Annotated in this window: 18 protein-coding genes; 1 reads left to right on the plus strand and 17 read right to left on the minus strand. The window is 32.2% G+C overall.

Annotation, left to right across the window (positions count from 1 at the left end; all coding sequences use genetic code 11):
- Positions 1-113 precede the first annotated feature (113 nt).
- Complete coding sequence (locus tag WPG_RS11250) at positions 114-989, minus strand: alpha/beta hydrolase family esterase (protein ID WP_045472619.1); 876 nt, start codon at positions 987-989, stop codon at positions 114-116.
- 439 nt (positions 990-1,428) lie between these two features.
- Positions 1,429-3,840 carry a beta-glucosidase gene (locus tag WPG_RS11255; RefSeq protein WP_052471243.1) on the minus strand — a complete coding sequence of 804 codons (2,412 nt, stop codon included), beginning with the start codon at positions 3,838-3,840 and terminating at the stop codon, positions 1,429-1,431.
- A gap of 91 nt (positions 3,841-3,931) precedes the next feature.
- On the opposite strand from WPG_RS11255, the gene WPG_RS11260 reads away from it, so the two are divergent.
- Positions 3,932-4,648, plus strand: a complete 717-nt coding sequence (locus WPG_RS11260; RefSeq protein ID WP_045472622.1) for an NUDIX hydrolase — start codon at positions 3,932-3,934, stop codon at positions 4,646-4,648.
- 471 nt (positions 4,649-5,119) lie between these two features.
- Here WPG_RS11260 and WPG_RS11265 read toward each other — a convergent pair whose 3' ends face one another.
- From WPG_RS11265 to WPG_RS11320, 15 genes are all read right to left on the minus strand, one after another.
- Entirely contained in the window at positions 5,120-6,205 is a 1,086-nt protein-coding gene (locus tag WPG_RS11265; protein WP_045472625.1) for a serine hydrolase domain-containing protein, read from the minus strand.
- A 463-nt stretch (positions 6,206-6,668) separates the two neighbouring features.
- Positions 6,669-7,334, minus strand: a complete 666-nt coding sequence (locus tag WPG_RS11270) for an NmrA family NAD(P)-binding protein (protein WP_316929940.1) — start codon at positions 7,332-7,334, stop codon at positions 6,669-6,671.
- A gap of 27 nt (positions 7,335-7,361) precedes the next feature.
- Entirely contained in the window at positions 7,362-7,505 is a 144-nt protein-coding gene (locus tag WPG_RS18895) for a hypothetical protein (protein ID WP_316929941.1), read from the minus strand.
- 11 nt (positions 7,506-7,516) lie between these two features.
- Positions 7,517-8,002 (minus strand): DUF1772 domain-containing protein, encoded by a 486-nt coding sequence (locus tag WPG_RS11275; RefSeq protein ID WP_045472628.1) that lies wholly within the window; start codon positions 8,000-8,002, stop codon positions 7,517-7,519.
- Entirely contained in the window at positions 7,999-8,394 is a 396-nt protein-coding gene (locus WPG_RS11280; RefSeq protein ID WP_045472631.1) for a DUF5367 family protein, read from the minus strand. The genes WPG_RS11275 and WPG_RS11280 overlap by 4 nt, the downstream gene beginning before the upstream one ends.
- A 91-nt stretch (positions 8,395-8,485) precedes the next feature.
- The gene (locus WPG_RS11285; protein ID WP_045472634.1) at positions 8,486-9,337 is read right to left on the minus strand and encodes a helix-turn-helix domain-containing protein; all 852 of its coding nucleotides are present in this window, start codon (positions 9,335-9,337) and stop codon (positions 8,486-8,488) included.
- 442 nt (positions 9,338-9,779) lie between these two features.
- Positions 9,780-10,439 (minus strand): hypothetical protein, encoded by a 660-nt coding sequence (locus WPG_RS11290; RefSeq protein WP_045472637.1) that lies wholly within the window; start codon positions 10,437-10,439, stop codon positions 9,780-9,782.
- A 4-nt stretch (positions 10,440-10,443) separates the two neighbouring features.
- Positions 10,444-10,710 (minus strand): RNA polymerase sigma factor, encoded by a 267-nt coding sequence (locus tag WPG_RS18780; RefSeq protein ID WP_316929992.1) that lies wholly within the window; start codon positions 10,708-10,710, stop codon positions 10,444-10,446.
- A complete protein-coding gene (locus WPG_RS18785) occupies positions 10,668-10,952 on the minus strand; it encodes an RNA polymerase sigma factor (protein WP_262507848.1) in 285 nt (94 codons plus the stop codon). Before WPG_RS18785 ends, WPG_RS18780 begins: the two co-directional genes overlap by 43 nt.
- A 15-nt stretch (positions 10,953-10,967) precedes the next feature.
- Positions 10,968-12,008, minus strand: coding sequence for an alpha/beta hydrolase (locus tag WPG_RS11300; protein ID WP_052471244.1), 1,041 nt, complete (start codon positions 12,006-12,008; stop codon positions 10,968-10,970).
- Positions 12,009-12,073: 65 nt separating this feature from the next.
- Entirely contained in the window at positions 12,074-12,535 is a 462-nt protein-coding gene (locus WPG_RS11305) for a hypothetical protein (protein ID WP_045472640.1), read from the minus strand.
- Between the two features lie 226 nt (positions 12,536-12,761).
- The gene (locus WPG_RS11310; protein ID WP_045472642.1) at positions 12,762-13,613 is read right to left on the minus strand and encodes an IS3 family transposase; all 852 of its coding nucleotides are present in this window, start codon (positions 13,611-13,613) and stop codon (positions 12,762-12,764) included.
- Complete coding sequence (locus WPG_RS11315) at positions 13,613-13,984, minus strand: transposase (protein WP_045472257.1); 372 nt, start codon at positions 13,982-13,984, stop codon at positions 13,613-13,615. The genes WPG_RS11310 and WPG_RS11315 overlap by 1 nt, the downstream gene beginning before the upstream one ends.
- A gap of 208 nt (positions 13,985-14,192) precedes the next feature.
- On the minus strand, positions 14,193-14,363 hold the full coding sequence (locus WPG_RS18215) for a hypothetical protein (protein ID WP_171817176.1): 171 nt from the start codon (positions 14,361-14,363) through the stop codon (positions 14,193-14,195).
- A gap of 45 nt (positions 14,364-14,408) precedes the next feature.
- Entirely contained in the window at positions 14,409-15,464 is a 1,056-nt protein-coding gene (locus tag WPG_RS11320) for a DUF6090 family protein (protein WP_144374462.1), read from the minus strand.
- Between the last annotated feature and the right edge of the window lie 176 nt (positions 15,465-15,640).

Raw genomic sequence — 15,640 nt, forward strand, 5'->3', positions numbered from 1 at the left:
GATTACGAAGCACGAAACTTTCGGTTAAGCACTTAGTTTGATACGAGGCAATAGCCTTGAATTTACTACTGTTTTGCCTATTTTTTATATGCATTGTTATGCACTTTTATTCCTTATCTCAATCCATTAATATCATATCTGGATACAAAATTCCAAACCAATTCAGATGTATTCTGACCTTGAAAAGTTGCGCTAAACCAAACATGTTCTCCTCCTATAAATTTATAATGCTCAACAGAAACTGAGCTATCTCCTTGGTCATAGACATAACGTTCAATATTATTATCACTTGTTACGGTTGGGGTTAAAACTGTATTATTTAAGTTAATCCAATGGTCTAATGTACTTTGTACAGAATTCCAATCAGTACTCCCATTATAGGAAACAACACCATCTGAGGTTCCATGAAGATGTACTACTGGCATAGGATGAATGTTAGATTCTGTACAGTTTAACATTGTTCCAGAAACAGATGCCACCGCAGCAATTAAATCACTTTTATAATTCGCAAGCCCGTATGCCATCATGCCCCCGTTTGAGTATCCCGCAGCATAAATTCTTTCCATATTTACATTATACTGAGACGAAATCTCACTAATCATAGATTCAACAAATCCTACATCATCAGCAGTACTTTTATTGTCTCCACCTGTTGGGCAAGGATTCCAATGGGAAGAGCCATCTAAGCAACTACCTTGAGGATAGATTAAAATAAAAGTGTCAGCTTCTGCCAATGAGCGCATATCTGCTTCTTGCATATAATCACTTGCACTACCACCAAACCCATGAAAATTCAGCATTAGTGGAACAGAAGATATTCCATCATAAGAGTTTGGTATATACAACACATATTCTCTGTTGAGACCGTCATGAACTATAGTTTGTGCATTAGTATTTGAGTAACACTCCTCTAGATTTTTATTATCATCTTTTTTACAACTGCTTAGAATTGATAATAAAATGGGAAATAGTAAAATTGATTTTTTCATTGTTCAGTCTTTCTTTAAGATGCTATCTTTTTATTGTGCCTAACGCCCACTGTGTATGTCGTAGTGAGGCGCGCCTCACGGAAAGCCATTGTTACGCCTGATTAGCTATACACGCTGTTGTGTGTAGTATCGTTCGGAGTTCTCGTAGACTCGACTAAATATACATAAAATTGGCGAGGTGCGACAAACAGTTGGCGTTGGTATGTAATTAGTAGAAGGGCAGCGTTTGGAAAACGCGATTCTACGTGCCGTAGGCAATTACATACCAACGTATTCGTGAATGAGTAGTAGCGAATTTAGATATACTACTTTTCAAAAAGAAATGAACGAAATAAAAAAGAATAGCGATTTGAATTAAAAATCAAATCGCTATTACTTATAAACATTTTTGCCTGCTGCTTATTCATCAACCTGACTTTTTAATGTTTCAATTATTTTTCTAATTTATTTCAACATCCATGGACAATGCAATATCCCTTGATGAAGTTCCTACTTGTATAGAATATAAACCCTTTTCCAAACGCCATTGCGATGCTTCTTCTGACCAATAACTCAATTCCGAAACAGGGATTTTAAAACTAATAGTGGCGGCTTCTTCTGGGTTGAGGCTTTTCGTTTTTGTGAAAGTTCTCAATTCTTTTAAAGGACGATCTATCTTGGTATCTGTTTTTGAAGTATAGACTTGAAGGACTTCTTTTCCTGCTATACTACCAGAATTTGTTACAGAAACTGTTACTTCGATGATGTCATTCTGCAAAGTCAAATTCAAATTGCTTAAATCGAATGTAGAGTAGGATAGGCCAAATCCAAATGGATATGACACATCTATATTTTCTTTATCAAAATGACGATAGCCTACATAAATTCCTTCCTCGTAATTGGTGTAGTCTTTGTTTTTAATCTTTTCGTTCTCTGGTTTTTCATCACGACTACCAAAAATAAGATTTATAACATCTAGCTTACCTCCTTCTAAAGGAAAGTTAGCATTAGAGGCGTGGTCATTTAAATTTATAGGGAATGTCATTGGTAGTTTTCCACTTGGATTGGTCTTACCGCTGAGAATATCTGCTACTGAATTTCCACCTTCTTGACCACCTTGCCAAGCCAATAAAATGGCATCTGGATGCTCTTTCCACGAATCCGTCTCAATAACACCTCCAATATTCATGACAACCACAACTTTTTTACCTTTTGCATGAAAGGCCTTACATACCTTGGCAATCATATTTTGCTCTATTTTAGACAATAAAAAGTCATCTTTTTCTACTCTATCACCACCTTCACCGCTATTTCTACCAATTGTAATAATTCCTATATCTGAACTCGATACGATTTCTTTCAATTCATCATTTGCGTAATTCATTCTAGGCGGAAAATATTGGGTAGTCAATGCGCTATAACCTTCCGGTTTTATGAATTCTTTTTCGTTACTGGCTTTATGTATTTCAAATGCTTTTTTTGCTTTTTCATTAATTTCAAAACCTGCATTTTTCAGACCTTCTTCTAATGAAATAGTGTATGCCTCATTGACATCTCCAGAGCCAGTTCCACCAGCGATGAATTCAAATGAAGTTACACCCATTAACGCGACATTTTTATTTTTTTGTATTGGTAATGTTTGCTCATTTTTTAACAATACCATTCCTTCTGCTGCTGATGTACGTGCAATTTTTGCGTGAACATCAAGTTCGGGATTATTGCTGTATTGATAGTTCTGCATTTTTTTCGATTGAAGGATTAATCTTAAAATACGTCGTGCCGAAGTATTGATTTCTTCCTCGGTAAGTGTACCATTTGCAGCAGCTTTTTTAAGTGCTTTCCATTGCTTATTGGTGCCAGGTTCTAGGAGGTCGTTTCCTGCCTTTATCATTGTAGGTGCATTATTACCACCAAACCAGTCAGTCATTACCAAGCCTTGATATTTCCAATCATCTCGAAGTATGTCCGTTAATAAATCTTTTCTTTCAGGAACGTAGATTCCATTGACTTTGTTGTATGATGACATTATTGTCCATGGTTGTGACTTTTTTGCAATGATTTCAAATCCTTTAAGGTAAATTTCACGCATTGCTCTATCCGAAACAATAGCATCATTGGAATTACGATCAGTTTCTTGATTATTTGCCACAAAGTGCTTTACTGAGGTTCCTATACCTTCAGATTCAATACCATTTACCATAGCAGCTCCAATATAACCTGTCAGAACAGGATCTTCAGAATAGTATTCAAAATTACGTCCACATAGCGGATGACGATGAATGTTTGCACCAGGTCCCAAAATAACATCAATGCCATATTCTTTGGCTTCGTTTCCCATTGCAGTTCCTACTTCGGTTACCAAGTTCGTATTCCAAGTAGAAGATAATAAGGTTCCAATAGGAAAAGCTGTACAGTAATATGTGCGATTTTCACCATCTCTATCGGGTGCAATTCTTAAACCTGCAGGACCATCGGACAAGTAAATTGTTGGAAGGCCCAAACGAAGTGTTGGTACAATTGTACCAACTGCACCAGGAACAGCGGTCTTGCCCATACCCATAGCAGAGCCCATTCCTGATCCTTTAAGAATATGAATTTTTTCTTCTAAAGTCATTTGATTCAATAAATTCTCTACTCGTTCATCGGTAGTTTTTCTATCGTCTTCGTAAATGTCTATTTTGCCATTGCCGTTTCTATCAAAAAATGTGTACCCATCAATGGTCAATTCCTTTATGTCGATATTTTCGGCATAATCTGTTTCAAAAGAAAGGAAGGCTGAATTGATGAACCACCATCCTCCAAGTCCAAGGATAACTACTAATAAAATGATAATACCTACTACTTTTAATGAGCTCTTAAGAACCTTTTTCATTATTTATACTTTTAATTGTGCCAATACGACACAAATATAATAATTTTTTTAATTGTGGCAATGTGACACAAATATTATTTATATTTGTGATATGGATGTTAAAGAAATATTAGAACAAGGAAACAATTCTTTTTTACCAAACTTATCAATTGATATGGTAATAATTGGCTATAAGGATGACGCCTTGAAATGTCTTTTATTAAAAATTGGCGAAAAATGGCTCCTTCCTGGTGGTTACGTTAGATTGGATCAATCTGTTGATGAAGCTGCCGAAAACATTTTAAAGCAACGAACAGGACTTGAAAATTCTTATTTAAAGTTTTTAGCTGTCTTTGGCGATAAAAACCGTCAGTTTAAAAAGGTGATGAAAGAGTTTTTGGAAAAAATGAAAATTGAATGGCGAGAAGATTATTGGTTTAATAATAGATTTGTGTCTTTATCGTATTACGCTCTTGTAGATATTGATAAAACACATCCGAGTGTGAGTCATTTTGATGAAGCTTTTGCATGGTTTGATTTTGATGAATTGCCTAAAATGTGGATGGACCATAAATCTATTGTAAACAAGGCCAGAGAACGCTTAAAGGAAGATATTCGTCAAGAACAAATGACATATAACTTACTACCAAAAAAATTCACTATGCCCGAACTTTACAAATTACATCAAGTAATTTTAGAAGAAAATATTGAACGTAGTCGTTTTCAAAAAAAAATGATAGCTACAGGAATGTTTGAACGTTTGCCGGAGTTGGAGAAAAGTACTCCAGGACGAAATCCTTATCAATATCGGGTTAAGACAGATTTATAATTCAACATAACAGATTGATTATCAATAATAAATTTTTACAATTACACTTGTAATTTTGATATTTTGCATTTAAAGTTAAAAGTGCAGATTCATATTATTCAAGTTGCAGGCAACGCCCACTGTGTATGTCGTAGTGAGGCGCGCCTCACGGAAAGCCATTGTTGCGCCTGATTAGCTATACACGCTGTTGTGTGTAGTATCGTTCGGAGTTCTCGTAGACTCGACTAAATATACATAAAATTGGCGAGGTGCTACAAACAGTGGGCGTTGGTATGTAATTAGTAGAAGGGCAGCGTTTGGAAAACGCGATTCTACGTGCCGCAGGCAATTACATACCAACGTGTTCGTGTATAATTTCGTTGCGTTTTTAAGCAACTAAATTAGTAAATACAAACTGAATAGAAAATCCGCGAGGATTTTCGTAAGTAGGCTATATCTAGCAATGAATTATACACGTTGTTGTACTGCGTTTTAATCTAATGACTTGGACGCTAATTCAGCTATTTCTCTAGTTATTTTTGTTGGTGAATTGCAATCGCAATTATTTAATCCAACAACATAAATATCATAGTCAGGAAGATATAGACCCATTGATTTGAATCCAAAAAAGTGACCACCATGTTCTCTTGTAGAAATTCCATTTCTTACTTTAAGATGCCATCCATATCCATAGTTAATATAATCTCCATTATTCAATCTATAATTTGTAAATAATTTTTCAGTCGTTTCTTTACTAATTAAAAGGTTGTTTTTTATAGCTTCTTGCCACATAAACATGTCATTTACAGTAGACATCAATGAGCCTGAAGCATAAGGTATAGTATAACTAACTTGTCTACTATTTATATAGCCATCTTTATTATGGTAACCAGAAGCTCTGTTTTTAATAATTTCTTTGCGACTTGCATATTGTGAAGATGTCATTCCCAGTTCTTTAAAAATTTGTTCTTCGACAAAATTACCATAGCTCTGTTCAGTTACTTTTTCAATTATGTACCCTAATATTACATATCCAGAATTACAATATTTAAATTTTTCTCCAGGAACAAAATCTATAGGCTCGCTTTTAAAAAAGTCTATTAACTCTAAAGGTGCTAAATCTTTTGTCGAAATTGCATTTAACCCCTTAACTCTGGTAAAATCTTTAATTCCAGATGTATGTGTTAATAAGTGATGAACAGTTATTTTATGACCGTTTGTAGGATAGTCTGGAATGAACTTAGTAATTTCATCATCCAAATTCATTTTCCCTTTTTCTACAAGCATTAAAATAGATACAGCTGTAAATTGTTTTGTCATAGAAGCTATTTCGAAAACATTTTCAGTATGCATTGAAAGATTTAATTCAAGATTTGAAAGACCAAAAGCCTTTTTATAAACGATATTACCATTTTTAGAAATCAAGAATGTTGCTCCTGGTGCATCGGGTTGGTATTTTTCTTGTAATAAACTATCAATTTTAGATTCAAAATTTTGTGCAATAACTATAGATTTCGAGGTAAGAAATAATAATATAACTAAGAATAATAAGGACTTTGAATAATTTACTTTTTGCATTTTGTACGTCTTAAATGTTATTAGCTCGTTTGACGCTAAATGACACAATTAGGTTACAAAATGTGTATTGAATTTTAATTCGAGGATAATTCTTAAATGCTGTACAACGCCCACTGTGTATGGCGTAGTGAGGCGCGCCTCACGGAAAGCCATTGTTGCGCCTGATTAGCTATACACGCTGTTGTGTGTAGTATCGTTCGGAGTTCTCGTAGACTCGACTAAATATACATAAAATTGGCGAGGTGCGACAAACAGTGGGCGTTGGTATGTAATTAGTAGAAGGGCAGCGTTTGGAAAACGCGATTCTACGTGCCGTAGGCAATTATATACCAACGTGTTCGTGTATGAGTAGTAGCGAGCTTATATGCCATACTTTTCGGAAAGTAAAGTACAAAATAAAAAAAGAATAGCGACTTGAATTAAGATTCAAATCGCTATTACTTATAAACGTTGTTGGCAATAGTTATTGTACTTCAACTTGACTCCAAATTCCAGTTTTAGCAGTTTCTTGTGCATACTCTAGAAATGTTTTTGCTTTTCTGCCTAGAACTCGTTCAATATCATTAACTACTAGTTGATTTTTTGGATTGGTTAAAACATGACTAAATAAATACTCAATTAACCATACTACATCATTTGGTATTTGCATTTGCTTCATACCATCAATATACTGTTCTAATGTGATGTCATAGAAGTTTAATTTTCTGTTACTAGTTTTTGAAATTATATTGATAATATCCTTGTAGGTGATTAATTCTGGACCTGTTACCTCAATAATTTCTACGTTATAAGTGTCATCAAGCAAAACAGTTGCAGTTACTTCTGCAATATCATTGGCATCTACAAATGGAATTAAAACATCAGACATTGGTAACGCCACTTCTCCAGATAATATAGGATCCAAAAAGAAACTTTCGCTCCAATTCTGATTAAACCAAGATGCTCTAACTATTGTATAATCCATACCAGAATTCATCACAATTTTTTCACAAGCTTCAGCTTCAGTTTCACCTTTTCCAGAGAGCAGCACCATTTTTTTAACACCTAATTCTTTTGCTAAATAAGTTAAACTCTCTATAGCTTCTTTGGCGCCTGAAACAGCAAGATCAGGATAATACGTAACATACATTTTTTCGATGCTGCTTAAGGTTTCTATTCATGTTTCTTTATTATCCCAATCAAAGCTTGGTGATGAATTTCTTGAACCAATTCTTGGCTCAATTCCTTTGTTTTGTAATTGCTCTACTACTCGGCGACCAGTTTTTCCAGTTCCTCCGATTACTAAAATGTTTGTTTTCATAATGAATTGTTTTAAAATGTTTTTTGAATAAATATTGATATTAGTAATAGTATGAATGAAACCATACTTGAAATGGTTCTAATACCATGGTAATGATTCCATGCACTTTCATAATAGATTCTAAAATCCTTTAGTTCTATTAAGTTAAGCTTGGTAATGTTTAATGCTTCTAATTCATTGTTTAAGGGAACATTTCCAAAAGCAGTAACTCCAAAAGTGCCAATTAAAAAAATGATTGTTGATGCCAACACTAACACAAATACGGTTTTGTTGTTGAACTGTAAATAAGTAGTTGTCGACAACGCGATTAAGCTTCCAAAGAACACAATGAAGAACAATGGATTCAAGATTTCTCTATTAATGTTTTGCATTGTTTCTAAATACTCCAAATGGCCTACTTTTTTTGTTCCCAATATGACAGAAACAGACCAGGCGAAGAAAAAACCTGTGGAAAGTGCGTTCAATAAAACCGTTATAAAAAGTATAATAGTTTTCATGCTTTGATTTTTTTATTGGTTAAATGATTTCCGAAATAGAATACAATGAAATAAAACTCAATTACAATTGTGTAAAACATTGGATCTCCAAAAAATTCTGAATAGCTTCCACCATTTGGAATTATAAATACTGGAACTGTGATTATTACATCTAGAAGCGTAGCTACAATAATAAATGTAAGTCCCAATGTAGATGGTTTTATGTAACTTTTTGTATAGAACAGATATGTTCCTATACATGCGCTAGGTATGATACCTAAAGCCAACGCGATATTAGATTGTAGTTCTGGATTTTCTAATATTGGGACATAAAATGATAAGAGGTAAAAGCCAACGCCTAAAATCCAAACGAGTATACCACATACAATGCTAAATAAATTTTTACTGATCATAATCTTTAATTTTTAAATTATGATACAAATCTATATCAGCTGTTTTCCAGCGACTTATTCCAAAAGAATTATGATTTATTCGAAAAGAATTTTACACTTGACTAGGTCTGTAGCCAAATTTTTTTTCAAAAGCGTTAGAGAAAGAACCTAAACTATCGTAACCTACAGCCCAAGCGGCTTCTTGAATTGTTTTCTGTTCGTTTTTAATTAAATTGTAGGCTTTTTTTAAGCGTTCGTTTTGTAAATATTTGAAAACAGGAACGCCAAATTGTGCTTTAAATTCTATTTTAAGCTTACTAGTGTTTGTTCCAATTCTGTTGGCCAATTCTGTTAATGAAGGTGGATTTTCTAAATCGGATAATAAAATTTCTTGAGCGAGATTGATTTTTTCTATTTGCGAAGTATCTAGTTTTGTGTTTTGTTGTTGTGCCAATTGTCCAAAATAATGAGAAAGTAAAGCTGTGATATGGCTTTTATAAAACATCATTTTAATCTCACCTTCGTAAGTATTGCTGAAGAACTGTTCAACTAATTGAAACATTTCTGGGCTCATATTAAATACAGAACCTTCAACATAATGGTCTTTTGGGTGAATTAATTGGTATAAAAATTGTTCCAAGAATTGACCTTCACCATTAGGCAATTTGTCTATGTTTCTTATTGTTGTAGCGATTACTAGACATTGCAGCGATTTTAGTTTGGAAACATGATGTTCAAATTCTACCATATTATCTGCATAAAATGATAGTACCATACCTTTAGTGTGATGGAATTCTTTGGTTTTTCCATCAAATTTTACATTAAGACCAACATCACCTGCACCATAAAAGGCGATAGCTATTACTGGCTCGTCAAAAAAACATGAATCTATTAAATTATTTTCGGCAGAAGCCTCTTCCAACAAGATTGTGTAATCATTTATATCTATTATTTCACGATTCATTCTTATGATTTATCTCAATCGAGTTTAATTATTGCCAACGCCCACTGTGTATGGCGTAGTGAGGCGCGCCTCACGGAAAGCCATTGTTGCGCCTGATTAGCTATACACGCTGTTGTGTGTAGTATCGTTCGGAGTTCTCGTAGACTCGACTAAATATACATAAAATTAGCGAGGTGCGACAAACAGTGGGCGTTGGTATGTAATTAGTAGAAGGGCAGCGTTTGGAAAACGCGATTCTACGTGCCGCAGGCAATTACATACCAACGTGTTTATGTATGATTTCGTTACGTGTTTCAGCTACTAATTTAACAAATACCAACCGTATAACTTATCCTCACAGATTTTAGTAAGTAGTCGAGTAGTAGCAATGAATTATACACGGTATTGGCTGTTCGTTTTTTCTTTAAAAAAGATGATTCTACTTTGATAAAATAAATGATGTTTATCTTTCAAACTCCTCAATATCCTTTAAAAAATTTAAGGCTTTCATTGTTTTTGTTCCAACAAAGAATCCTATAGTTTTTCTTACCCATTTAACATTTAAATTTTTATAATTTAATTTATTTAAAAACCAAATCATTGGAATAATTAATAAAGAATTAACCATTAGATATTTTAAAACAAAATCGGAATCCATATTATTATATAAATCAATGTTGAATAAATAATCACTTCCAACAACAAGATAAGACCACCATATTGGCGTAGATAGAAACATTAATTTTATAAATAACAGTCCGTGTGTATTTACCAGTTCTATTTTTTTTCCAATATCAACTATTGGTTTTGCAAAGTCAATTTGTTGTAACAAAACTACTTGCCCGATACTACCTGATAAGGCAATTAATGTAAAAACACCAACAATAATTCCACTAATTGCTAAATGGGTTTGACTCCAATTTATTGCAATGTAATTCCCTATAAAAATTGCCAATAAAGAAAAAATTACAATTTCAATAATTCTGTAGTTAAGAATACTTTGTGTGCTCTTTTCTGATTTATCTAAATTGATACTTTTTAAAGAGGCTACATTTAAACTTAATTTTTTATCTAGTTTAGTATCGTAAGCTGCTAATATTCTTTTTAATTCTTCGGCTTCCATAATGTTATATGATTTGAAATTCTTTTTTCAATTTTAATTTTATTCTACTAATTTTTGTGGCGACATTCGTTTTAGTAATACCTAGTATCTCTGCAATTTCTTCATAACTTTTCTCTTCTAAATACAATAGCATTAAGGCTTTATTTAGCTCGTTTAAATTATGAATGAATTCTTGTAATAACTTTAAGTGATGATCTAATTCTGTTTGCTCTTCACTTGTATCTTCTTCTATTTTAAAAATAGATTCTTCATGATAAAAGTCATTTTTAATAGACCATTTTTTTCTTTTCTATAAAAAGAGATCGCAACGTTTAGGGCAATTCTATACATCCAAGTAGAGTATTTATAATCGCTATTATAATTATCAAATGAATTCCATAACTGGATAATAATTTCTTGTTCTAAATCTTTTCTATCCTCTTTGTTTTGGCAATAAGAGTTCACAATTTTATAAATGATTTTTTTATGCTCATCTATAGTTCTTATGAATTGTTCTTTTTTATTTACCATCATTTTTAAGTGATTACACTATTGTAATTTATGATTTTTTGTCCAAAGTGAAATTACTTCCATTGTTTTCTTGTTATGACAAACTCCATTATGAGTTTCACCTTCTATAATAGCTACTTTTCCTTTACTATTTTTGGTTACTGCTGATGTGAATTTAGTCGTATCGAAAGCTTCATCTTTACTTCCAACAACAACCAATAAAGGTTTGTTTATGGCATTTAATCCTTTTTTATAATCTAATGGCGACATACTTTCGTTTGCACGATAACTATATTTTGTAACTGGCATGGATTCTGGAAGATTAAAAAACAATACTGGAAGATTATTATGTGTTGTATCTCCAATAGCATTCATCATTTTTAATCCAATAATTCTATTTATATGTAGTTTGATAAAAGCTTGTTCTTCTACTGAATTTGTTGCCTTTAAAGTTGGAGAGTTTACACCTAAATGAGGAGCAAATAAAAGATATCCATCAATTTTAGGATTAGTTTGTTTCATAGCATATCGCAAAATTATTCCGCCACCCATTGAGTGTCCTGCAAGAATTATTTTTTGATTCGGTTTTTCTTTTTTAATCGCCGAAATAACATCTTCTAAATCATCTGCATATTGATTGATATAATCTACATCGCCAGGTTTTCCATCTGATTGTCCGTGACCTCTAAAATCTAAAGCTACAACTTCACTATTCGTTGCTTCTTTTAATAATCCAGCCGTTTGGTTCATTAAATATGAGCTAGAAAGGATTCCGTGAAGTAATATGATTGTTACTTTACTTTTATTTTTATAGACATAAGAAAATAATTTCTTTCCGTCTCTCATACTAAACTCCTGAGGAACGTTTTTATAAGTCTGTTCAAATCCTAAATCAGCAATTGCTTCTGGCGTCATAGGATTAGGAACTATATCTGGACTAAACGTTGGATTTGGTAAGTTGATAAGGTTTATAATTTCATTTTGAACTTTCTCAAATTGCTTTGAATCATTTTGTGCTATGCCAGAATTACTTGTAATATAAAGTGCTACTAAAATGATTTTAAAAAATAGCGTTTTCATTACTTTGATTGTTTTATATATTATTCGCAATGCAGGATAAAAAATCACACTTTTTTAGAAAAAAATTATAAATAATAAGAAAGAGCATTGATAAGAGTTCCCATAATTAAACTAGAAACTCCTTCTTTTAGGGATAAATGTTTTTGGTTAATAGTGTCTGAATAAGCAATCCATAAGGCTAGTAATGCAATAGAAAAAAATATTACGACAATATAGATTGGAAAATCAATAGAAATTAAACCAAACCAACTGAACACAATTTCTTCAAGTACAGTAAATCCGAATAAGGCTAAAACTGGATTAGATTTTATTGGCTTTATAATTAATAAAACACCTCCATACAAAAGAATAAAACAAAGAATTAGAGGTAATATTTGATTAAAATAGGATAAGCTGAAATAACTCTTAAAAGAATAATCAAAATATTCTTTTAAATTAATATTTAAGTCTGATTGTATTAAGAAGATTATGCTAAATAGAATTGCTATAACTGAAAATACAATTCCGATAATTTTTCTAGTTGCCATATTATAATAAGTTAGTTTACTTATTATTCGCTAACTTTTTAAAAAATCACACTTTCAGGAATTTTTATTCAATTTTTTTATTTTTTGGTTATTGCAAGAAGGAGAATAAGAGTTTTGAACGAAATGTTGGAATGTAATTAGTAGAAGGGCAGCGTTTGGAAAACGCGATTCTACGTGCCGCAGACAATTGTCTTGTCCTGAAATATGGCTACAGGTTAAAATTGAATTAAGCTGATAATTTATATACCATATTTGGTATTTTATAATCTAAAGATAAGTGTAATCTTATTTCGTTGTATAAGTTAATTGCATTTTTTGTGGCTCTTTTCGCGTGAGCGACGTCTGTAAAGGTTTGATCAAGATAAAATTCATCTTTTAAAATCCCGTTAACTCTCTCTGCCATTGCGTTTTCATAACAATGATTTTTCTCTGTCATACTAATGTCTATTTTTTTTCTTTTAAGTATTTGTGTGTATACATTGCTACAATATTGAATACCTCTGTCTGAATGATGAATAAGTTGTTTAATATCTTTCGCTTGATATATAGCTTTATTAAGCGCTCTAACACATCCTTTAAGTTCTAGGCTGTCACTAAGGTCGTATCCTACTATTTTACGAGAATACATGTCCGTAATTAGTGCCAGATAACAAAATCCTTTTACGGTTCTAATGTATGTAATATCAGAAGCCCAAACTTGATTAGGTTTTGTGATTTCTATATCTTTTATAATGTTCTTATACTTATAAAAACGATGATAAGAATTAGTTGTTTTGGCACTAGTTTTCTTTCTAAGTGTAAGCATATTGTGTTTTCTAAGGACATTGAATAGTGTATCTCTACCGACTTTAAGGTTGGCCTTTGTAAATTCCTTATCTAATGATATCTTAAGTTTACGTACGCCTTCTCTAGGAAGGGATTTGCGTCTTTTTCGGACTATGTTAATAATCTTTTGTTCTAGTTTTAAACGGTTGTCAGCTCTAGATTTGTATTTATAATACGCATCACGTTTAAGTCCGAAACAATGAGTTATAGTCGTTAAAGAAGCAAATTCCTTAGATTTTTCTTTAGCTTTGATTAGGGCTTTATACTTAACTTTTTTTTTAGTTCAGCGATAGATTTGTAACCTAGATCTTCAGCTGCTACTTCAAGATAACAATCCTTTACCATAGCATCGAGATCCTTTTTAAGTAGTAGCTTTTTAAGCTGTTCAACCTCTTTTTGAAGTGCCTTAATTCTAGATATTTCGTCTTTTGTTTCCACTTTTACTCTGGTGTTCATTAAGTCTTTACGATTATACTTTTTAATCCACACATTTACTGTTGTAGGTGCAATAGAGTAGAGTTTACAAAGTTCGCTTTTTGTGTGTTTTCCGGTTGTAAGTTCGGCTAAAATTTTCAGTTTAAAAGGTTCTGAATACCGTCTAATTACTTTGTCATTTTTATACATAATGTTTAAAATTATGTAGCCTTTATTCAGGACGGGTCAAATTACATACCAACGGTCTCGTATAACCGTCAGTTTCGGGATTAAAGTTACTTCTTTTAGGTTAAGCAGGAACGCTCGCAATTCCGAATGGATTCGTGCGTAGTCGAATCCGCCGTAATTGCGGTTATACATTGTTGTGCTTTCGTTATTTTTGCGTAAGATTACTTATTTAATAAAACAACAGCCTCACGCGATAAGGCATTAATACCTCGTCAGGATGATTTGAATTGAATGGTTCAAAATAGCTAGAGAGGTCTACAGCTGAAATAAATACAGTATTCTCTTCTAGAGATGGGTCATTTAATTCCTCTAGAGAGCAGGAAATTAGTGTCAAACTCAAAAGGGATAAAGTAAAGCTCTAAATAAAGTATTTTAGATAATTTTATTAGTCATTTACTTTGGTATAATAAGCATAAGCGCTTTTACTTCCTGATACATAAAACTCTATATTTTTTGATTTATTAAACGTGATATTAGTCAGCACGTTATTAGTCTCCAACACACCCAAAAAAGTGTTTTTATCATGCCAATAATATTTAAATTCAGGAAAGTTTTCTCCATAAACTTTCAACATATTGTCATTTTTCCTGAGTTCTATGATTTTTGGAGATAAAGGACTAACTGATTCCTTTAATTTGTATTTTCCAAGAATATTCATTCCGTCTATAGAATCTATAGCAGATTCGAAACTAGGGGTATAGGGTATATAATCATCAATATTCAGAATTTTGGAAATTTCATTGTGTACATAAATAGCTTTTCGTTTGTAGCCTTCAGTCGCAAAAAAAACATTTTTAATACCATTCATATACTTTAATAATTGTTTTTTAAACTCCAAATCTCGCATGTAATAGTTCTTTGCTTCATCTGGTAACCCCATTTTTATACTCTCTACATGCCAATCAAAACTATTGACCTCATCGAGATTTTCCAAAACAGTTGATTTTATCCTTGCATTATTATCTTGGACCTCCATTCTTCTTTTATCATATAAAACTTTTAAATCATTTGAAATAGAATTGTATTTAGTTGGCATGTTGTCTAGGTTTCTATTAAAATTAATATAGCCATTATTAGAGGTTTTGAATGTTATCTCATAATATACAATTTCGAAAGGTTTCCTCTTGTCAGGGAAACCAAACATTTCATAGGGAGTAAGCTTATTCCATAATAATAGCCTAGCAATTGAGTCACAGGTGATAAATGTATTAACAACCTCTTTAGATGATTCAATATCTTTTTTCAAATCCCTTTGAATTTCCTTTAAAATAACCTCTGCTTTTTTCTCGTAAATTCTTTCTTGATTCTCATTATTAATCCAAAGTGCAATCAAAATTCCAATAACCACAAGTATGATTTCGCCGATTGCATAAATCAGATACTTACTGAACTTGTTTTCAGAGAGTGATTTTTGTCTAATGTTTCTAAAGAACTTTATCATTGGTAAACGATTTGTATTAATGTCTAGTCCTGAAATATGGCTACAGGTTAAAATTGATTTTTAAGCAACTAAATTAGTAAACAAATACGAACCTGAGAAAATTCCGAAGGAATTTCCAAGTAGGCGAGTACTAGCAATAGTTTTTTATTTTTTGTCATTTACTTAATATTCCAATA

The organism is Winogradskyella sp. PG-2 (assembly GCF_000828715.1).
GTDB lineage: Bacteria > Bacteroidota > Bacteroidia > Flavobacteriales > Flavobacteriaceae > Winogradskyella.